Source organism: Actinocorallia sp. B10E7, from assembly GCF_039871655.1.
GTDB lineage: Bacteria > Actinomycetota > Actinomycetes > Streptosporangiales > Streptosporangiaceae > Actinocorallia.
Map to the genome: position 1 here is coordinate 1 of NZ_JBDPLZ010000014.1, position 19,378 is coordinate 19,378.

At 69.9% G+C, this 19,378-nt stretch carries 17 protein-coding genes and 1 pseudogene; 11 read left to right on the forward strand and 7 right to left on the reverse strand.

Annotated elements, in window-relative coordinates:
- The first annotated feature begins 474 nt into the window (after window positions 1-474).
- Complete coding sequence (locus tag ABGB12_RS31695; RefSeq protein ID WP_347683650.1) at window positions 475-1,176, forward strand: hypothetical protein; 702 nt, start codon at window positions 475-477, stop codon at window positions 1,174-1,176.
- A 2-nt stretch (window positions 1,177-1,178) separates the two neighbouring features.
- Here ABGB12_RS31695 and ABGB12_RS31700 read toward each other — a convergent pair whose 3' ends face one another.
- Entirely contained in the window at window positions 1,179-2,000 is an 822-nt protein-coding gene (locus ABGB12_RS31700; RefSeq protein ID WP_347683651.1) for a putative RNA methyltransferase, read from the reverse strand.
- A 45-nt stretch (window positions 2,001-2,045) separates the two neighbouring features.
- Window positions 2,046-2,402, reverse strand: a complete 357-nt coding sequence (locus ABGB12_RS31705) for a thioredoxin domain-containing protein (protein ID WP_347683653.1) — start codon at window positions 2,400-2,402, stop codon at window positions 2,046-2,048.
- Between the two features lie 159 nt (window positions 2,403-2,561).
- Between ABGB12_RS31705 and ABGB12_RS31710 the strand changes: the two genes are divergently transcribed.
- On the forward strand, window positions 2,562-3,575 hold the full coding sequence (locus tag ABGB12_RS31710) for a sigma-70 family RNA polymerase sigma factor (protein ID WP_347683655.1): 1,014 nt from the start codon (window positions 2,562-2,564) through the stop codon (window positions 3,573-3,575).
- Between the two features lie 109 nt (window positions 3,576-3,684).
- Complete coding sequence (locus ABGB12_RS31715; protein ID WP_347683657.1) at window positions 3,685-5,031, forward strand: 3-deoxy-7-phosphoheptulonate synthase class II; 1,347 nt, start codon at window positions 3,685-3,687, stop codon at window positions 5,029-5,031.
- Window positions 5,032-5,037: 6 nt separating this feature from the next.
- On the opposite strand, the gene ABGB12_RS31720 is transcribed toward ABGB12_RS31715, so the two are convergent.
- The 3 genes from ABGB12_RS31720 to ABGB12_RS31730 are packed head-to-tail and all read right to left on the reverse strand — an operon-like array spanning window position 5,038 to window position 6,947.
- Window positions 5,038-5,436: an ATP-binding protein gene (locus tag ABGB12_RS31720; RefSeq protein WP_347683659.1), complete on the reverse strand. Its 399-nt coding sequence runs from the start codon at window positions 5,434-5,436 to the stop codon at window positions 5,038-5,040.
- Window positions 5,436-5,747 (reverse strand): STAS domain-containing protein, encoded by a 312-nt coding sequence (locus tag ABGB12_RS31725; protein WP_347683661.1) that lies wholly within the window; start codon window positions 5,745-5,747, stop codon window positions 5,436-5,438. Before ABGB12_RS31725 ends, ABGB12_RS31720 begins: the two co-directional genes overlap by 1 nt.
- 21 nt (window positions 5,748-5,768) lie before the next feature.
- Complete coding sequence (locus ABGB12_RS31730; RefSeq protein ID WP_347683663.1) at window positions 5,769-6,947, reverse strand: GAF domain-containing SpoIIE family protein phosphatase; 1,179 nt, start codon at window positions 6,945-6,947, stop codon at window positions 5,769-5,771.
- A gap of 128 nt (window positions 6,948-7,075) precedes the next feature.
- Here ABGB12_RS31730 and ABGB12_RS31735 point away from each other — a divergent pair, with 128 nt between their 5' ends.
- The 4 genes and pseudogenes from ABGB12_RS31735 to ABGB12_RS31750 all read left to right on the forward strand — a co-directional run bounded on the left by ABGB12_RS31735 (window position 7,076) and on the right by ABGB12_RS31750 (window position 13,067).
- Window positions 7,076-10,555 (forward strand): HAMP domain-containing protein, encoded by a 3,480-nt coding sequence (locus ABGB12_RS31735; protein WP_347683665.1) that lies wholly within the window; start codon window positions 7,076-7,078, stop codon window positions 10,553-10,555.
- Between the two features lie 4 nt (window positions 10,556-10,559).
- A pseudogene (locus tag ABGB12_RS31740) lies at window positions 10,560-11,012 on the forward strand (response regulator); the annotation flags it as partial.
- A gap of 121 nt (window positions 11,013-11,133) precedes the next feature.
- Complete coding sequence (locus ABGB12_RS31745) at window positions 11,134-12,114, forward strand: DUF3616 domain-containing protein (RefSeq protein ID WP_347683667.1); 981 nt, start codon at window positions 11,134-11,136, stop codon at window positions 12,112-12,114.
- 29 nt (window positions 12,115-12,143) lie between these two features.
- A complete protein-coding gene (locus ABGB12_RS31750; protein ID WP_347683669.1) occupies window positions 12,144-13,067 on the forward strand; it encodes a sulfite exporter TauE/SafE family protein in 924 nt (307 codons plus the stop codon).
- On the opposite strand, the gene galT is transcribed toward ABGB12_RS31750, so the two are convergent.
- Both galT and gltX read right to left on the reverse strand, forming a co-directional pair.
- A complete protein-coding gene (galT, locus tag ABGB12_RS31755; RefSeq protein ID WP_347683671.1) occupies window positions 13,054-14,115 on the reverse strand; it encodes a galactose-1-phosphate uridylyltransferase in 1,062 nt (353 codons plus the stop codon). The genes ABGB12_RS31750 and galT overlap by 14 nt on opposite strands.
- A 38-nt stretch (window positions 14,116-14,153) precedes the next feature.
- Complete coding sequence (gene gltX / locus ABGB12_RS31760) at window positions 14,154-15,530, reverse strand: glutamate--tRNA ligase (protein WP_347683673.1); 1,377 nt, start codon at window positions 15,528-15,530, stop codon at window positions 14,154-14,156.
- Between the two features lie 104 nt (window positions 15,531-15,634).
- Here gltX and ABGB12_RS31765 point away from each other — a divergent pair, with 104 nt between their 5' ends.
- From ABGB12_RS31765 to ABGB12_RS31780, 4 genes are read left to right on the forward strand one after another with little or no spacing between them, the layout of a single operon-like run.
- Window positions 15,635-16,099 (forward strand): hypothetical protein, encoded by a 465-nt coding sequence (locus ABGB12_RS31765; RefSeq protein ID WP_347683675.1) that lies wholly within the window; start codon window positions 15,635-15,637, stop codon window positions 16,097-16,099.
- On the forward strand, window positions 16,099-17,718 hold the full coding sequence (locus ABGB12_RS31770) for a DUF6421 family protein (RefSeq protein ID WP_347683677.1): 1,620 nt from the start codon (window positions 16,099-16,101) through the stop codon (window positions 17,716-17,718). Before ABGB12_RS31765 ends, ABGB12_RS31770 begins: the two co-directional genes overlap by 1 nt.
- Window positions 17,715-18,335: an SDR family NAD(P)-dependent oxidoreductase gene (locus tag ABGB12_RS31775; RefSeq protein ID WP_347683679.1), complete on the forward strand. Its 621-nt coding sequence runs from the start codon at window positions 17,715-17,717 to the stop codon at window positions 18,333-18,335. The genes ABGB12_RS31770 and ABGB12_RS31775 overlap by 4 nt, the downstream gene beginning before the upstream one ends.
- Window positions 18,319-19,377, forward strand: a complete 1,059-nt coding sequence (locus tag ABGB12_RS31780; RefSeq protein WP_347683681.1) for a low specificity L-threonine aldolase — start codon at window positions 18,319-18,321, stop codon at window positions 19,375-19,377. Before ABGB12_RS31775 ends, ABGB12_RS31780 begins: the two co-directional genes overlap by 17 nt.
- Window position 19,378: the final 1 nt, after the last annotated feature.

Here is a 19,378-nt window from a genome sequence, read left to right on the forward strand (position 1 = left end):
TTCTAACTTATCAGGCTGTTTCTTCCTGTCAAATCCGCTCTTTCGAGTTGATTCTCCCGGACCAGCCCCCGCAGTTCGTTTCGCGCCTTTCGGCGTTTCCCTCGCTGCGATGTTTCTAATTTAGCAGGCTCTTCTGGAGTGTCAAATCAGCGGGTTTTCCCTGCTTCATTTATACGTCCCAGCCCATTTCCACGCACAGCAGTAACCCCGAACTTCGAAGAGTTCGCGATTCGCTACTCAAGTGGAGTCCCACCGGGGCCGGCCGCCTGCGGCGTCCTGCATCCCCTCAACGGGCTGACCGAACCAGGGTAACCCGGCGGATGGCGATCCGCACATGGTTTTCCGTAGGTCGGTTCGCCGAGCTTACGCAGGCCTCCCGACGGCGTCAAACCGAAGTGCCCCAGGGTGGCGGGCGCCACAGGAGTTCAGTACCTTCTACCGACTCAGTCGACGCTCTGGACCGGTGGAGGCACAGTGACGACGCCGACCGTCGCGGGGGCTCTCAACGAGCACAACGCCAGCCGGTTCGTGGTCGCCGGCGCGCTCGCCCCCGCGTTGCACGACATCCATGCCTCCCGGCTCCGGGCGCTGCCCGGACTGGTGGAGGTGCACGCCGATCCGGTCAGGTTCCGCGCGGCGGCCGACCCCCGCGCCCGCGGCCTGCATCTGAGTTGCGGCGCGGCACTCTTCAATCTGCGGTTGTCCTCCGCTCAGGTGGGTTACGAGCCGGTCATCAGGCTGCTGCCGGACCGGGGCCACCCGACACTGCTCGCGTCGGTGCGGCTGGCCGGCCCCCGGCGTTCCCACCCGGAGGAGCGGCTCCTCTACGCGACGAGCCTCCGTCCGCTCCCCAGCCGTCAGCCCTACGGGGATCAGCGGCCTCCGCTTCCCGTGTTGCAGGAGCTCCAGGAGGCGGTGCGGCTGGAAGGCGCGGTTCTGCACCTTCTTCCCCGGAGCGGCGGGCCGCAGACGGCGGCGATCGCGACTTCGGGGGACGGCCCTGCCTCATGGCTCCGCGCCGGGCAGGCGTTGCAGAGCCTTCTGCTGCACGGGGCGGTCCGCGCGGTCTCCGTCTCCTTCCTCTACGAGGTGAGCCAGGTGCCCCGCGCGCTGGAGGCGCTTCAGCCCGGCGAGGTTCCGCAGATCGTGGTGGATCTGGCGCGCACCGGCCTGTGAGGTCAGCGCTCGGGCAGGTAGACGGACAACCGCATCTGCGCCGTGGCCTGGATCTTCGGTCCCAGGGCCGCGAGACCGGCCCGCAGTCGCTCCGCCGGCACGTGGTGTGCGCTGGGCGTCATCCCGACGAGGGTGGCCGCCTCCTCCTCGTTGAGTTCCAGGGGCATGGTCACCGTGTCGGCCGAGTCGAGTCCGAAGACGCCCTCGAACGTTCCGGCCAGCCGTTCGTCCTTGCGCTCGTCGACCGACAACAGGCCCAGCGGCCCGACCAGCTCGGACAGATGGGCCGCCGTCGGCGTCACCACCAGGAGCCGCCCTCCAGGACGGAGAACCCGGCGGAACTCGGGGGCGTTGCGAGGGGCGAAGACGTCGTAGACGGTGTCGATCGTCGCGCTGCGCACCGGCAGATCGCGCCAGAGGTCGGCGACGACCGCGCCGATCTTCGGGTGGGCGCGGGCCGCGCGGCGCATGGCGTGCTTTGACAGGTCCAGGGCGAGTCCCCGCTCGGCCCCTCCGGAGCGAAGAGCCGCGGCGAGGTAGTGGCCGGTGCCGGCGCCCGCGTCCAGCACGGCGCCGGAGGCCGAAGCGGCCAGGGCCGCGGCGAGCGGCGCGTAGTGACCCGCGGCGAGGAAGTCCGCGCGGGCCCGGACCATGGCGGAGGTGTCGGCGGTGCCGGCCCCGGCGTCGCCCGCCAGCAGGGTGACGTACCCCTGGCGGGCGATGTCGAAGGAGTGTCCGGCCGGGCAGCGCAGTGTCCGCTCCCCCAGGGCGAGGTCCGCACCGCACAGCGGGCAGGCCAGCAGATCTTCGACGTCGCTCAGCACCCGACCAGGCTAGGGCGTGCGTCCGGGTGACCGGCCCCGGACGGATCAGCTCTGCCCGAGCTTCTGCCTGATCTCGTCCATGTCCAGGGCGCGCACCTGCTCGATGATGTTCTCCAGTGACTTCTCGGGCAGGGCGCCGGGCTCGGCGTAGACGATGACGCCGTCGCGGACCGCCATGATCGTGGGGATGGAGCGCACGTCGAAGCGGGCGGAGAGGGCCGGCTGGTCCTCGGTGTCGACCTTGCCGAAGGTGATGTCCGGGTGGCGCTCGGAGACCTGCTCGTAGACGGGCCCGAAACGCATGCAGGGGCCGCACCAGGAGGCCCAGAAGTCGATCAGCACGATGCCCTCGCCCTGTGCCACCTCGTCGAAGGTGTCCTCGGTCAGCTGGACCGTCGCCATGCCTGGGTTCTCCCGTTCTGCAGCGTATTGGATGCCCCTGAAGTGGGCACTCCGTAAAGCAACGAAGTCGGCCATGGCTATTCCCGCGCCGATCCGGGAATCACAGAGCCGTAATTAACGTTGGCAGTGTAGGGAACCCTCGACCGAAGAAGGGGCAGGATGGCTGCAACTCGTGGAGCGATCGCGGACAACCCCGACAAGGATCTCGTCGGCGCTTACCTCGACCGGATCGGACGCAGGCCGCTGCTCGACGCCGTCGAGGAGGTCGAGCTGTCCAAGGCGATCGAGGCGGGCCTGTACGCCCAGCAGCTGATCGAGACCGGTGAGTCGCCCATCGGGGTCGAGCCGTCGGAGCTGCGGGAACTCGTCGAGCTGGGCCTGGAGGCCAAGCAGAGGTTCGTCGAGGCCAACCTGAGGCTGGTCGTGTCGATCGCGCGCAAGTACCCCACCGAGGCCCTCCCGCTGATCGACCTGATCCAGGAGGGCAACCTCGGCCTGATGCGGGCCGTGGAGAAGTTCGACTACCGGCGCGGCTACAAGTTCTCCACCTACGCCACCTGGTGGATCAGGCAGGCGATCGGGCGGGGGCTCAGCCACACCGCGCGGGCCATCCGGCTGCCGGTGCACGTGGAGGAGGAGTTGTCCCGGCTGCGCCGGGCCGAGCGCACGCTCAGCCGGGAGCTGGGCCGAGACCCCCTGCGCGAGGAACTGGCCGCGGCCCTCGACACCACTGCCGAGCACGTGGACGAGCTGCTGGGCTGGCGGCGTGATCCGGCCAGCCTCGACGCCAGCGTGGACGACGAGGGCGAGACCCCGATGGGCACCTTGCTGCAGGACCCGGAGGCGATCACCCCGGAGACCGAGGTGGTCGCCGCCGACGATCTGGACGGCCTGGTCCGCATGCTGCAGCGGCTGCCCGCCAGGGAGCAGGCGATCCTGCGGGCCCGGTTCGGCATGGAGAGCGGCGAGCCCCAGTCGTACGCCCAGATCGGCGCCCGGTACGGGCTGAGCCACAACCGGGTCCGCCAGATCACCGACCGTTCGCTGCGGCGACTGCGCCAGCTGGTGCTGGAGTCGGACGCCGAGAGCGGAATCACGGTGCAGGCGGCTGCGCCCGTCCAGACGCGCAAGGCCGTCGCCCGCACGAGCTCCGCCGCCCCGGCCGCCGCGTGACCGGCCCTTTCCCCGAGGTCGGGTCGCCGCGCCCCCCTGGCCTGACGTGGTCGACTCTCCGTGGGAGGACGGTGTCCTCAGGTCGCGGGCTGTTCTACTCTGATATCTCGTGAGCACCCAGAGCAGCACTTCGTTCGATCTCGACGCCTGGCGCGGGCTGACCGCCCTCCAGCAGCCGGAATGGGCCGATCCCGCCGAACTCGAGGCGGTCACCTCCGAGCTGGCCGCCCAGCCTCCGCTGGTCTTCGCCGGCGAGTGCGACCAGCTGAAGGAGAGGCTGGCCGCGGTCGCCCGCGGCGAGGCCATCGTGCTGCAGGGCGGTGACTGCGCGGAGACCTTCGAGGGCTCGAACGCCGACTCCGTCCGCAACAAGATCAAGACGCTGCTGCAGATGGCCGTGGTGCTGACCTACGCGGGCAGCGTCCCGGTGGTCAAGATCGGCCGGATGGCCGGCCAGTTCGCCAAGCCGCGCTCCAAGCCGACCGAGACCCGCGACGGGGTGACCCTCCCCGCCTACCGCGGCGACATGGTCAACAGCGTCGAGTTCACCCCCGAGGCCCGGCGCAACGACCCGCGGCGGCTGCTGCGCGCCTACTACTCGGCGGCCACCACGCTGAACCTCACCCGCGCCTTCACCAAGGGCGGTTACGCCGATCTCCGCCAGGTGCACGCCTGGAACCAGGACTTCGTGGCGAGCAGCCCGGCCGGCCAGCGCTACGAGCTGCTCGCGGGGGAGATCGACCGGGCGCTGACCTTCATGCGCGCCTGCGGGGCCGATCCCGAGGAGTTCTCCGAGGTGGACTTCTACTCCAGCCACGAGGCTCTGCTCCTGGACTACGAACGGGCGCTCACCAGGATCGACGCCCGCACGGGCCTGCCCTACGACGTGTCGGCGCACTTCCTGTGGATCGGTGAGCGCACCCGCCGCCTGGACGGGGCGCACGTGGAGTTCCTGCGCCACATCCGCAACCCGATCGGCGTCAAGCTGGGTCCGACGACCACCCCCGACGACGCGCTGGCGCTGGTCGAGAGGCTCAACCCCGAGGGCGAGCCGGGCAGGCTCACCTTCATCACCCGGATGGGCTCTGGCAAGGTCCGCGACGCGCTGCCTCCCCTGGTCGAGAAGGTCAACGGCTCGGGCGCGCCGGTGGTGTGGCTGTGCGACCCGATGCACGGCAACACCTTCGAGGCCGAGTCGGGCCACAAGACCCGCAGGCTGGGCGACGTCGTCGACGAGATCGCCGGGTTCTTCGAGGTTCACCGGGCTCTGGGCACCCACCCGGGCGGCGTGCACCTGGAGTTCACCGGTGACGACGTGACCGAGTGCATCGGCGGGGGCCACGGGATCGCCGAGAGCGATCTGCACGAGCGGTACGAGACCGCCTGCGACCCGCGTCTCAACCGGCAGCAGTCCCTCGATCTGGCCTTCCTGATCGCGGAGATGTACCGGGGCTGAGCGTGCTCAGCCCGCGACGGCGGCCTGGGGTGTGACCTCGATCTCGGCCCACACGACCTTGCCGCCGTCCGGCGCCGGTTCGGCACCCCAGGACCTGGCGTAGCGGTCGACCAGGAAGATGCCGCGGCCCCCGTCGGAGAGCGGGTGCGGGTCGCGCAGGATCGGCAGCCTGTGGTCGCGGTCGCGTACCTCGACCCGGACGTTGTCCTCGCCCCGCACCAGTCTCAACTCGAACGGGGTGGAGGCGTGCGTGACGGCGTTGGCGACGAGCTCGGCGACGACGGCCGTCACCGGCTCCTCCCCCGCGGTCAGGTTCCAAGCCCGCATCGTCCTGGCCACGAGCCTTCGTGACTGTTCCACGGCCTCGGTCAGCGGGGCGGCGCGCAAGGTGGTCTCGTCGTACATCACAGCTCGCGGATCAGGTATTTGTCCAGGCCGGTGGTGCGCAGGACGTTCTGCACCCGGCCCTGGGCCCCTGTCACGACGAGGGCGGCGTTGGTCACCCGCGCGTGCTTGTAAGCCCTGACCAAGACGTTCAGCCCCGAGGAGTCGCAGAAGTCCACCGCGGCCAGGTCGACGACGATCTGTCGATCACCCTCGTCGAGCAGGCCGATCAGATGACTCTGCAGGCTCGCGGAGGAGTGCAGGTCGATGGAACCGCGTGCTGTCACCAGCGTCCGGTCTTCGTCTTTTCTCGTGTCCAGGGCCAGCCTCACCAGACAAACATAACCCGAGCGTCAATCCAGCGCGCGCAGCACCACTATGGCCATGTCGTCCTGACCGGGCTCGGCTGAGTAGTCCCGGACCGCCTGCTCGACCGTCGCGGCGACGGCCCCGGCGCTCAGCCCGGCGCAGGAGGACAGCAGCTCCTCCAGGCCGTTCCCGTCGCCGAGCAGGACGCCTCCGTTGCGACGCTCGGTGACCCCGTCGGTGCAGGAGAAGAGCACGTCGCCGGGCTCCAGTTTGGTGGTGTCGGTGTCGAACCCGATCCCGTCCATCACGCCGAGCAGCGGCTGCGGGGTGGCGCACTCCGTCACCCTGCCGTCGGGCGAGAGGATCAGCGGCAGCGGGTGGCCCGCGCATACCAGGGACAGTTCTCCCTCTTCGGACAGCTCGCCGTGCAGGAGGGTGAGGAAGCTGCCCCGGTCTCCCTCGGCGATGATCAGCCGGTTCAGGCGCTCCACGACGTCCGGCAGCGGCATGCCCTCAGCGCCCAGGATGCGCAGCGCGTGCCGGGCCAGGCCGGTGACCGCGGCGGCCTCGGGGCCGGTGCCGCAGACGTCTCCGATCGCGAACCGCCACCGGGTGCGACCATCCTCACTGGGCGGGCAGACGAATACGTCGTAGAAGTCGCCTCCCACTTCCGCACCTTCTCCGGCGGGATTGTAGGTTACCGCCAGATCGAATCCCGGAAGGTCCGGCAGCTCCGGAGGAAGGAGGCTGCGCTGAAGCGCTAGGCTTGTGGACTTCTGTTCCGCGTACAGCCTTGCGTTGTCGAGAGCCAGAGCCGATCTCCGGACCAGTTCCTCGGCCAACTCGAAGTAGTCTGGTGGAAACCGCCCGGACCGGCCGATGGCGATCGCGCCGAGCTCCCTACCCCGGGCGACCAGGGGGATCGTGCACGCCAGATCGTTGCCCCATGGAACGGGTGGCCCCGACGGTGGCAGCCCCTCCATCTGCAGGAGGTGTTTCAGGTCATCCGAGCAGTCCTCATCGGTGTGCCAGACATAGACCGGCGGCTGGTTCTCGTCAGTGTAGGCCGCGCACCAGGTGGCCAGCCGCGGAACGACCAGCTGCGCGGTCAGCGCCAGGATGCCCTTGGGGTCGAGAGTGCCGGCGAGCAGCTCACTGGCCTCCGCGACGAAGGTCATCCACCCGCGCCAGGTTCTCTCGGTGAACTCAGCCGAAGAGGGCATTACTCGGTCCTGTCCGTTCGCTCGATCAGTGACAGACTCCCCACCGGATGTACTAGGAGCACCCTATGCCTAGAACGATAAGCGTGAATTCCCGGTTGGATGGAAACCCACGTTACAGCGACGCCGATATGGAGCCGCTGCTCCAGGCGCTTTCCAAGCTGCGCGACGGGGATTTCCGGCCCAACTCGCTCAAGGGCCAGGGTGCCATAGCGACGGCGTTGCTTCTCGTCGACCAGATCCGTGAACGCGCCTCCCACCACCACCAGGAGGCCATCCGGGTGCGCAAGGAGGTCTCGCGCGAGGGCCGGCTGGACGAGCGGATGAACGCGGGGCCGGGCGCGGGTTCCTGGGCCGCCACCATAGACGCCTCCAACGGGTTGATGGACGCGCTCACCGGCCCGACGGTGGCGATGGCTCAGGTGGTGGACGCCGTGGCGTCCGGCGACCTGTCCCACAAGGTGGAGTTGCGGGCGGACGGGCGGGCGCTGCGCGGCGACATGTTGAGGATGGCCCGTTCGGTCAACACCATGGTCGACCAGTTGGACACCTTCACCTCCCAGGTCACCCAGGTGGCGCGGGAGGTCGGCACTGAGGGCCGGCTGGGCGGCCAGGCCCCGCTGCGGGGCATGTCGGGCCGGTGGCGTGATGTGACGAGCGCGGTCAACACCATGGCGGGGCGGCTCACCGCGCAGGTCCGGGACATCGCGGTGGTGACGACGGCTGTGGCCAAGGGCGACCTGACCCGCAAGGTCACGGTGGAGGCCGCCGGAGAACTGCAGGAGCTGAAGCAGACCGTCAACACGATGGTGGACCAGCTGTCGGCCTTCGCCGACGAGGTCACCCGGGTGGCACGCGAAGTCGGCACCGAAGGCAACCTCGGCGGACAAGCCAACGTCCGAGGCGTCAGCGGAGTCTGGAAAGACCTCACCGACAACGTCAACGGCATGGCCACCAACCTCACCTACCAGGTCCGCAACATCGCCCAGGTGGCGACGGCGGTGGCCCGCGGCGACCTGAGCCGCAAGATCACGGTGGACGCGCGGGGCGAGATCCTGGAGCTCAAGAACACCCTCAACACCATGGTCGACCAGCTGTCGGCCTTCGCCGACGAGGTCACCCGGGTGGCACGCGAAGTCGGCACCGAAGGCAACCTCGGCGGACAAGCCAACGTCCGAGGCGTCAGCGGAGTCTGGAAAGACCTCACCGACAACGTCAACGGCATGGCCACCAACCTCACCTACCAGGTCCGCAACATCGCCCAGGTCACCACGGCCGTCGCCCACGGCGACCTCACCCTCAAGATCGACGTCGACGCGCGAGGCGAGATCCTGGAGCTGAAGACGACCATCAACACCATGGTCGACACCCTGTCCTCCTTCGCCTCCGAGGTCACCCGGGTGGCGCGCGAGGTGGGATCGGAGGGCAGGCTCGGCGGCCAGGCCAAGGTCGAGGGCGTCTCGGGCACCTGGAAGGGCCTGACCGAGAGCGTGAACGAACTGGCCTCCAACCTCACCACCCAGGTGCGGGCGATCGCCGAGGTCGCCTCGGGGGTGGCCAGTGGCGACCTCACCCGCAAGATCGACGTCGAGGCCAGGGGGGAGGTCGCCGAACTCAAGGACAACGTCAACCTGATGGTGGCCAACCTGCGGGAGACCACCCGGGCCAACGAGGAGCAGGACTGGCTGAAGACCAACCTGGCCCGGATCGGCCGGCTCATGCAGGGCCAGCGCGACCTGGCCCAGGTCTCGCAGCTCATCATGAACGAGCTCACCCAGACGGTCGGCGCGCAGCACGGCGCGCTGTACCTGGCCAGGGACTCGGAGCTGGTGCTGACCGCCGGTTACGGGCTGGCCCGCGACTCGGTGGGGCGGGTGCGGTTCGCGCTGGGCGAGGGCCTGGTGGGGCAGGCGGCCATGGAACACCGGGTGATCCACGTCCGCGAGGTGCCCCGCGGTTATCTGAAGATCAGGTCCGGGCTGGGGGCCTCGGCCCCGGCGAGCGTGATCGTCATGCCGATCGTCTTCGAGGAGCAGGTGCTCGGCGCGATCGAGCTGGCCTCCTTCGACGGCTTCAACCCGGTGCACCTGGCGTTCTTCGACCAGTTCACCGAGACGATGGCCGTCACCATCAACGCCATCATCGCCACGACCCGGACCGCCTCGCTGCTGGAGGAGTCCCAGCGGCTCACCCACGAGCTGCAGGAACGCTCCGACGAGCTGCAGCGCCAGCAGGCCGAGCTGCGCCGCTCCAACACCGAGCTGGAGGAGAAGGCCGCGCTGCTGGCCAAGCAGAACCGCGCGATCGAAATCCAGAACTTCCAGATCGAGCAGGCGCGGCGGGCGCTGGAGGAGAGGGCCGAGCAGCTGGCGGTCTCCTCCCGCTACAAGTCGGAGTTCCTGGCGAACATGTCACACGAGCTGCGCACGCCGCTCAACAGCCTCCTGGTGCTGGCCAAGCTGCTGTCGGAGAACACCGAGGGCAACCTGACCGCCAAGCAGGTGGAGTTCGCCCGGACGATCCACGACTCGGGCACCGACCTGCTCCAGCTCATCAACGACATCCTCGACCTGGAGAAGGTCGAGGCGGGCAAGATGGACATCCATCCGCAGCCGCTGGAGCTGGCGAATCTGGTGGACTACATGGACGCCACGTTCCGGCCGATGGCGGCGGACAAGGGCCTGGAGTTCGACGTCAGGATCGAGCCCGGCACCCCCTCGACGCTGTTCACCGACGAGCAGCGGGTCGAGCAGGTGCTGCGCAACCTGTTGTCGAACGCGGTGAAGTTCACCTCCGAGGGCAAGGCCGAACTGGTGATCGGTCCGGCCACCCCCGAGGAGGTCGCCGCCTCCCGGCTGCAGGACTCCGAGCCCCTGGTGGCGTTCCGGGTCGTCGACACCGGGATCGGGATCGACGAGGACAAGCTGCAGCTGATCTTCGAGGCGTTCCAGCAGGCGGACGGCACCACCAGCCGCCGGTACGGCGGGACCGGGCTCGGGCTGTCGATCAGCCGGAACATCGCCCAGTTGCTGAACGGCGAGATCCAGGCCGAGAGCGAGGCGGGGGTGGGCAGCGTCTTCTCGCTCCTCCTGCCGGTGGACCACCGGGGGGCGGGCGCCGACCTACCGGTGCCGGCCGTGCCGCAGCAGCAGGCGCAGCCCGTGGAGGACCTGGTGCTCCTTCCGCTGGAGGAGGAAGAGCCCACGGAGTACCTCGACCTGGTCCTGTCGGGGAAGAAGGTCCTGGTCGTCGACGACGACGTCCGGAACGTGTTCGCGCTCACCAGCGTGCTGGAGGGGTACGGCATGGACGTGCTGTACGCCGAGGACGGCCAGGCGGGCATAGACCTGCTGCAGCGCAACCCCGATGTTGCGATCGTCCTGATGGACGTGATGATGCCGGGTCTGGACGGCTACGCCACCACCGAGACGATCAGGAGCATGCCGCAGTTCGCCGAGTTGCCCATCATCATGATCACGGCCAAGGTGATGCAGGGAGACCGGGAGGCGAGCCTGGCGGCAGGAGCCTCCGACTATGTCGCCAAACCGGTTGACATCGACCGTCTGCTGAGTGTCATGCGCACCTGGCTGCAGAACCCGGAGGTGAACTGATCCGATGGAGGACAAGGTGAAGATCCTCCTCGTGGACGACCGCGAGGAGAACCTGATCGCGCTCGAGGCCATCCTCAGTTCCCTGGACCAGGAGCTGGTGCGGGCCCGTTCCGGGGAGGAGGCGCTGAAGGCGCTGCTCACCGACGAGTACGCGGTGATCCTGCTCGACGTGGTGATGCCGGGCATGGACGGCTTCGAGACCGCCCGCGACATCAAGCGCCGGAAGAAGACCCGGGACATTCCGATCATCTTCCTCACCGCGCTCAACAGCGACCCGGACTACGCCTTCCGCGGATACGCGGCGGGGGCCGTCGACTTCATCTCCAAGCCGTTCGACCCCTGGGTGCTGCGGGCGAAGGTGTCGGTGTTCGTGGACTTGTACAACAAGGACAAGCAGCTGCAGCGGCAGGCGGCGCTGATCAGGGAGCAGGCCGAGTTGTTGAGGCAGCGCGGGCTGTTGGACGAGGAAAAAGCCTGATCCTGTGCAAACATCTGGAGATATGTTCGTCGAACGACAAATTGAGCTGGTTTTCGGCACGCTGAGCCGCGAGGCGCAGACCCACACGAACCTTTCGGCGGTGCGGAAGGAGGGTCGGTGCCTGTGGGTGGCCGGTGACGAGACCGCCACCATCGAACGCCTCACCGAGGTGCACGACGCCGACGGCGTCCTCACGGGCTACTCCGACGAGGTGACCTACCGGCTCGCGGACTTCGTCGACCTGCCCGCCGGTCCCGACGAGGAGGCCGACATCGAGGGCCTGGCCAGTGGGGATGGCTGGCTGTGGGCGATCGGTTCGCACAGCCTGAAGCGCAAGCGGGTCAAACCCGAGCACTCCGGCCACAAGTCCCGCCGCCGCCTGGCGACGGTCGTGCGCGAGGAGAACCGCTACATCCTGGTGCGGCTGCCCTTGGAGGAGGGCCCCGACGGGCTTCCCGTGCCGGTGCGCAGGGCCGCCGACGGCCGGACCGCCGCCGTCCTGGGCGGACGCGGCGACTCCATCGCCGACCTGCTGTGCGACGACCCCCACCTCGCGCCCTTCCTGTCGGTCCCGTCCAAGGACAACGGCGTGGACATCGAGGGCCTGGCCCTCCACGGCGACCGGCTGTACGTCGGCTTCCGCGGGCCGGTCCTGCGCGGCTGGGCCGCGATGGTGGAGGTCTGGCCCGAGACCGACCCCGGCGACGAGCACCGGCTGCGGCTGCGCTCTCTGAACGGCGCCCGCTACCACTCCCACTTCCTCGACCTGCGCGGCCTCGGGATCCGCGACCTGTGCCCCGACGGCGACGACCTGCTCGTCCTGGCGGGCCCGTCGATGGCGTTGAGCGGCCCGGTGCGCCTGTTCCGCTGGAAGGACGCCGCGAAGTGCGACGCCCCCGAGTTCGTGCACGATCTCGTGCACCTCGGCGACCTGCCGCACGGTGACGGAGAGGACCACGCGGAGGGCATCGTCGTCATCGGCGACAGGCTTCTCGTCGTCTACGACAGCCCCGCCGAGGAGCGCCACACCCCGGCAGGCGGCATGCTCGCCGACCTCCTCTTTCTCCCCCAGGACGGGTGATCTCTCCCTTTTCCGGGCACTGACCATGCGTGAGCACGGCGACCTCCTTCGTGACCGGCACGGGCATGGGCCTGCTCGCGGGCCTCACCACCTGCGCCGCACTGCACACCGGGCTGCTGGCCGGGCTGGCGGGCCGGCCGGGCGCCAGTCCCGCCCGGCTCGTCACCGGCTTCCTCACCGGTAAGCTCGCCGCCCACGCCGCCCTGGGCGCCCTCCTCGGCGGTGTCGGCGCGGCGGTCCAGCCGGGTCCGCTGATACGCGGCTTCCTGCTGATGCTCTCCGCCGTCCTCCTGGCGTTCTTCGCGCTGCGCCTGCTCAGACCGCGCCCCGCCGCCCACGGCTGCCCGCCGCCCTCCCGGCTCGGCCATCCCCTGCTCATCGGCGCGGCCACCGTCCTGGTCCCCTGCGGCATCACCCTGTCCGCCGAACTCCTGGCCGTGGCCTCGCGTTCCCCCCTGACCGGCGCGGTCATCATGGCGGGTTTCGTCCTGGGCACCGCGCCTCTCACCGGGGTCCTCGGCCTGGGCGTCTCCCTGGTGCGCGGCCTTCCCGCACGCCTTCTCGGCGTGGCCCTGCTGGGAGTGGCGGCCTGGACCGCGGTCGGCGGCCTCCGCCTCGGCGGCTGGCTTCCCGACATCACCCGTCCCCCGCCCCTGGACGTCCGCCATGTCGCCACCGACGCCTCCGGCGTCCAGACCATCACCGTCCACGCCCTGAACGACGGTTACCGCCCCGCCCTCCTGTCGGCCCGCGCGGGAGTCCCCACCGTTCTGGTGCTCAGCACCAAGAACACGACCGGCTGCACCCGGGCCTTCACCCTGCCCCGGCGCGGCACGTCCCTCCTCCTGCCGAAAGACGGACAGACCCGGATCGATCTGGGCGTTCCCCGGCCCGGCCGTCTGAGTTTCGTCTGCTCCGCCGGACACTACTCCGGCTCGGTCAGCTTCCGGTGAAGGGAGGCAGGGCGTCGCGGAGCAGCTGGGCGGCGTCCTCCGGCCGGACGTCGTTGATGAAGGCGCCCATCGCGGATTCGGAGGCCGCGAGGTACTTGAGCTTGGAGGAGGCGCGCCGGATGGAGAAGAGCTGGAGGTGGAGGCGGAAGGTGTCGCGGGCCTGGCGGACGGGAGCCTGGAACCAGCCCGCCATGTAGGGCAGCGGGAGATCGAAGAGGGCGTCGAAGCGGCGGAGGACGTCCAGGTAGAGGGGAGCGAAGGCGTCGCGTTCCTCCTCCGTCAGTGACGGTAGGTCGGGGAGCTGGCGGTGCGGGTAGAAGTGGACCTCGAAGGGCCAGCGGGCGGCGCGGGGGACGAAGGCCGTCCAGTGCTCGTCGGCGGCGACCACGCGCTCGGCGGCCTGCTCGCGGGTCAGGCGGAAGGCGAAGGCGCCCGGGTCCCGTTCCAGGGAGTCCAGGATCCGGCGGACGTGCGGGGGGACGAAGGGGTAGCCGTAGATCTGGCCGTGCGGATGGGAGAGGGTGACGCCGATCTCCTCTCCCCTGTTCTCGAAGGGGAAGACGTGTTCGACCCCGGGCAGGGCCGACATGGCCTCGGTGCGGTCCGCCCACACGTCCAGGACCAGGCGGACGTCCCGGACGCTCAGGTCGGCGAAGGACTCCTCGTGGTCAGAGGTGAAGCACATGACCTCGGCGCGGCCCTCGCCGGGGCGGATGCCGGGCATGGTGCGGCCCTCGGAGGTCCGGTCACTGAAGGAGGGGAACCGGTTCTCGAAGGTCACCACCCGGTAGGGGCCGGGGATCTCCGAGAGGAAGTCCGGGGTGGACGGGCACAGCGGGCAGCGGTCGCCGGGCGGCTGGAAGGTGCGTTCCTGCCGGTGCGCCGCCACGGCGACCCACTCGCCGCGCAGCTCGTCGAAGCGCAGCTCCGAGGCCGGCGGAGGCGCCGGGAGCTCACGGGCGTCTTCGAGTTCGCGGGGCGGGTCGTCCGGCAGGTCGAAGTAGATGAGCTCCCGGCCGTCCGCGAGCCGGGTCGAGGTGCGCCTCATAGGGCAGCCATGTCCCTTTATCTCCCAAAAGGAACTGGTCAGTCGGTCAAACGTGCCCGTGCCGCGGCGATGCGCGCCAGGGTGCGCTCGCGGCCCAGGACCTCCAGGGACTCGAACAGCGGCAGGCCGACGGTGCGGCCGGTGGTGGCGACCCGGACTGGGGCCTGGGCCTTGCCGAGCTTCAGCCCGAAGCCGGCGCCGACCTGCTCCAGGCGGTTCTTGAGCTCCTCCGCGGTCCAGGGGGCGTCGCGGTAGGCCTCCTCGGCGGCGGCCAGCAGCTCGGCGGCGGGCTCCTTCATGCCCTTGTTCCAGGCCTGCTCGTCGAAGACCGGCTCGTCCAGGAAGGCGAAGTCCATCAGGTCGTGCAGCTCCGACAGGACCGCCACGCGCGTCTGGGCCAGCTCGGCGAGCTGGGCGAAGACCTTGCGGTCCCAGGCCGGGTCCAGGTAGGAGTCGCTCTGCTCGATGAACTTCTCCAGCGGCAGCGCGCGGATGTACTCGCCGTTGATGGCGCGCAGCTTCTTGACGTCGAAGAACGCCGGGGAGGTGTTGACGTCCGAGAGCCTGAACTCGGCGACCATCTCCTCCCACGGCACGATCTCGCGGTCGCCCGACGGCGCCCAGCCCAGCAGCATCAGGTAGTTGACCATGGCGTCGGCCAGGTAGCCCTCGGCCTGGTAGTCCTCCAGCGCCACCTTGTCGCGCCGCTTGGAGAGCTTCTGCCGCTTCTCGTTGACGATCACCGGCACGTGCGCCCAGACCGGCGGCGCCACCCCCAGGGTCTCCCACAGCAGCTGCTGCTTGGGGGTGTTGGACAGGTGCTCGTCGCCGCGCACGACCTGGGTGATGCCCATCTCGATGTCGTCGACGACGTTGGCGAGGATGAACAGCGGCGAGCCGTCGCTGCGGGCGATGGCGAAGTCCTCCATGGCCGCGTTGGGGAACTCCACCCGGCCCCGGATCTCGTCCTGGACGACGGTGACGCCCTCGTCGGGGGTGCGGAAGCGCACCAGCCCGTCGGACAGGCCGCGCTCGCGGCAGTGGCCGTCGTAGCCGCGGTTGGGGTCGCCGGTGCGGGCGATGACCTGCTGGCGGTCGCAGTCGCAGTGGTAGGCCTTGCCCTCGGCGAGCATCCCGGCCACCGCGGCGCGCTGCTGGGCGTCCTGGTCGGACTGCATGAGCGGGCCCTCGAAGTGGGAGGAGCCGCTGTTGATGCCGATCCAGGCGAGCGCGGAGATGATGCCCTCGGTCCATTCGGGCCGGTTGCGGTTGGCGTCGGTGTCCTCGATCCGCAGGACGAAGGTGCCCCCTGTCTGTTGGGCGATGGCCCAGTTGAACAGAGCGGAGCGGGCGCCCCCGACGTGGAACATGCCGGTGGGAGACGGGGCGAAGCGTACGCGGACATCGGAAGACATGGTCCAAGCCTAGCGCCGACCAGGGGAAAGAGAATAACCTTTCGAATGTTAGGCTTTTTGCCATAAATTTTTCGATGATCAAGCAGTATTTCGGGAGGTCTGACGTGCGGGGCTTTGCGCAGGTACTGTTCGACGAGGCGCATCGGGAGGCCTGGAGCATCCGGCCCGAGCGGGTACGGACCATGAATCCGGGCCATCCCGCCGACGCCGGCTACGTCCGGGCCGCCGAGCTGCTGCGGGGGGCCGGGCACCGGGTCGACGCCGGCACCGAGGGACCCCTCACCGCCGAGGCCCTCGCAGGGCGGGACGTCCTGGTGATCGCCCACCCCTCCGAGGACCGCTGGGAGCGCACCACCGGACTGGGCGAGCCCCGCTTCACCGCCGCCGAGCTGGACGTGATCGAGGCGTTCGTGCGCTCCGGCGGCGGACTGGTCGTCATGGCCGAGTGCGAGCAGGACAAGTACGGGACCAACCTGGACGAGTTGCTGGCCCGGTTCGGGATCGGAATCCGGAACGTGACGGTCCAGGACCCCCGGCACAACCACACCGGGACGTCGCCCACTGGGTGATGGCCGAGCCCCAGGAGCAGGACGGCCCAGAGGACCCGCTGGCGGGCGTCCGGAACGTCTGCTTCTACCGGGCGGGCGCCCTGGACGCCCCCGACGGCGGCTCGGTGCTGCTGCGCTCCTCCGCGAGCGCCGATCCCGCGGAGGCGCCCCTGGCCGTCGCGGTGTCCGCGGGCGAGGGGCGGGTCGCGGTGTTCGCCGACTCCGACCTCTTCGGCGACGACTCGATCGGCGAGCACGACCACGCCGAGCTGTGGCGCGGCGTCGTCACCTGGGCCGCGGGCGCGCCCCGCGAGACCGGTGAGGCGGCCGCCCCCTCCCCCGCCCTGGCCCACCCCGCCTGGGCCGAGTTGAAGGAGACCGTCGAGCGGCTGCGGCCGCTGCAGGACAAGGACGGGTCCGTCCGCGAGGAAGAGCGCCCCCTCGCCGGGAAGCTCGTCGACCAGGTCGCCTCCTGCGTCGAGCGGCTGGCGCCGCTGTTCCCCCACGACGCCGACTACCTGGACGCCGCCGCGGCCGATCTGCGCCGCTGGTCCGCCGAGGGCCTGGGCGTCCCCGACTTCCTCGGCTCCCTGCTGGCCTTCCAGCCGCAACTGCGGCGCGAGGACGGCCTCGAACACCTGGTCGTCTTCCCCATGTACACCCAGAACGGGAATCCCGCCCGCAACCTCGAGGCGGTGCTGTGCCGGGTCGTCTGGCCGGACTGGCTGGCGGAGCTGGAGGCGTCCAGGTACGACAATCCGATGTTCGTGCCGCTGGCCTTCATCGACTTCACCCCCGGCTACGACACCGACTCCGCGGTGCTGTTCCCCGAGACCGTCGCGGTCCGCGAGGCGCCTTCGAGCTTCACCTGGGGCGGGATCTTCTGCGACCGGGAGGCGGCCCGGTTCCGCCGGGTCGGCCGCGCCGCCGCCGACGCCCTGCGCCTGCCGCTGCCCCCGGACGCCGCCCGCCTGCTGGCCTCCCAGCGGCTGGCCCAGGACACGTTCGCGCTGTGGGACCTGATCCACGACCGCACGCACAGCCACGGCGAGTTGCCGTTCGACCCGTTCATGATCAAGCAGCGGATGCCGTACTGGCTCTACTCCCTGGAGGAGCTGCGCTGCGACCTCAACACCTTCCGCGAGGCCACCCGGCTGACGGACGTGCCGCACGCGCGGCTGCTGCAGTACGCGATCCTCTTCGACCGGCTCTTCCGGTTCCCGATCACCGGTCCCCGGGTACGCAACTACGATGGCCTGGGCGGGCAGCTGCTGTTCGCCTACCTGCACCGGCGCCATGTGGTGCGCTGGTCCGACAACCGGCTGACGATCGACTGGGAGCGCCTGCCCGAGGCCGTCGTCGCCCTGTGCGAGGAGGTCGAGGCGCTGTACCGGGAGGGCATCGACCGGCCCAAGCTCGCCCACTGGCTGGCGGCCCACGCGCTGGTCGCCCGCTACGTCGAGCCGCATCCGGCCTCCAGATGGGCCGCGGGCGTGCGGGAGCTTCCGGCCGGGGAGCCGCCGAAGGCGTGGGTGGACGCGGTCCTGCCGGACGAGTTCCCGCTCAGCATGTTCTACGAAGCCCTGGCCAAGCGGCTGGGCGACGTCATCGATTCTACGAAGGGAATCACAGCGGCGTGAAGACGATCGTGGTGGCGGGAGCGGGCGGCGCGGCCGGTCCTCCCGCGGTACGGGCGCTGGCCGAGGCCGGGCACCGGGTCATCGCCCTGGACGTGCGGCCCACCGAATGGGAGCACCCGGGCGTCACGGGGAAGGCCGTCGACCTGCTGGACCTCGACGCGGTGCGCGCGCTGGCGTCCGAGCTCGGGCCGGTGGACGGCCTGGTGCACCTGGTCGGCGGCTGGCGCGGCGGCAAGACCTTCGCCGAGACGAAGCTGGAGGACTGGGCGTTCCTGCACGACATGCTGGTCCGGACGCTCCAGCACATCACCCTCGCCCTGGAGTTCGCCGACGGCGCCCGCGTCGCCATCGTCTCCCAGACGGGCGTACGCCACCCCACCCAGGGCAACGCCGCCTACGCCGCGGCCAAGGCGGCCTCCGAGGCCTGGACGCTCGCGCTGGCCGACTCCTTCGCCGGTACGAACAGCGCCGCCGTGATCCTGGTGGTGAAGGCCCTGGCCACCGAGGAGCCCAAACCCGGCTGGACGACAGTGGAAGAACTCGCCTCGAAGATCGCCGGGCTGTGGGAGCGGCCCGCCTCCGAACTGAACGGAACCCGTCTTGACCTCACCGCTTGAACTGCACGACCCTTCCTTCCGCGGCTTCGCCAGCGACAACTACGCCGGGATCCACCCCGAGGTCCTGGCCGCGATGGCCGCCGCCAACGGCGGGCACCAGACGTCCTACGGCGACGACGTCTACACCGCCCGGCTCCAGGAGGTCTTCCAGCGCCACTTCGGGCCGGACGCCCAGGCCTTCCCGGTGTTCAACGGCACCGGTGCCAACGTCGTGGGCCTGTCGGCCATGACCAGGCGCTGGTCGGCGGTGGTCGCCGCGGAGACCGCGCACATCAACGTCGACGAGTGCGGCGCCCCCGAGAAGGTCGCCGGCATCAAGCTGCTGACCGTGCCCACCCCCGACGGCAGGCTCACCCCCGAACTGGTGGACCGCCAGGCCTGGGGCTGGGGCGACGAGCACCGCGCCCAGCCGCACGTGGTCTCCCTGACGCAGAGCACCGAACTGGGCACCGTCTACACGCCCGAGGAGGTCCGCGCGCTGGCCGACCACGCGCACGAACGCGGCATGTTGGTGCACATGGACGGGTCCCGGCTTGCCAACGCCGCCGCCTCGCTGGACGTCCCGATGCGGGAGTTCACCACCGACGCGGGAGTCGACGTGCTGTCCTTCGGGGGCACGAAGAACGGCCTGATGCTCGGGGAGGCCGTGGTCGTGCTGAACCCGGAGCTCGCGCCGTCGATCAAGTACCTGCGCAAGTCCGCCATGCAGCTGGCGTCCAAGATGCGGTTCGTCTCCGCCCAGCTCCTCGCGCTTCTGGAGGGCGACCTGTGGCTGCGCAACGCCCGGCACGCCAACGGCCTGGCCGTCCGGCTGGCCGACGCGGTCCGGGACCTGCCGGGGCTGGAGATCACCCGCCCGGTCCAGGCCAACGCCGTCTTCGCGATCCTGCCGAAGGACGTCACCGAGCGGCTGCAGAAGCGCTTCCGCTTCTACACCTGGAACTTCAGCACCGGCGAGGTCCGCTGGATGACCGCCTTCGACACCACGGAGGAGGACGTGGACGTCTTCGCGGCCGCCATCGCGGCGGACCTCACCGGCTGAG

Coding starts and splice junctions, on each gene's coding strand:
- ABGB12_RS31705 (WP_347683653.1), bottom strand. CDS start 2,402: ATGGCGACGGTCCAGCTGACCGAGGACACCTTCGACGAGGTGGCACAG.
- ABGB12_RS31710 (WP_347683655.1), top strand. CDS start 2,562: ATGGCTGCAACTCGTGGAGCGATCGCGGACAACCCCGACAAGGATCTC.
- ABGB12_RS31720 (WP_347683659.1), bottom strand. CDS start 5,436: ATGTACGACGAGACCACCTTGCGCGCCGCCCCGCTGACCGAGGCCGTG.
- ABGB12_RS31730 (WP_347683663.1), bottom strand. CDS start 6,947: ATGCCCTCTTCGGCTGAGTTCACCGAGAGAACCTGGCGCGGGTGGATG.
- ABGB12_RS31735 (WP_347683665.1), top strand. CDS start 7,076: ATGGAGCCGCTGCTCCAGGCGCTTTCCAAGCTGCGCGACGGGGATTTC.
- galT (WP_347683671.1), bottom strand. CDS start 14,115: ATGAGGCGCACCTCGACCCGGCTCGCGGACGGCCGGGAGCTCATCTAC.
- gltX (WP_347683673.1), bottom strand. CDS start 15,530: ATGTCTTCCGATGTCCGCGTACGCTTCGCCCCGTCTCCCACCGGCATG.
- ABGB12_RS31770 (WP_347683677.1), top strand. CDS start 16,099: ATGGCCGAGCCCCAGGAGCAGGACGGCCCAGAGGACCCGCTGGCGGGC.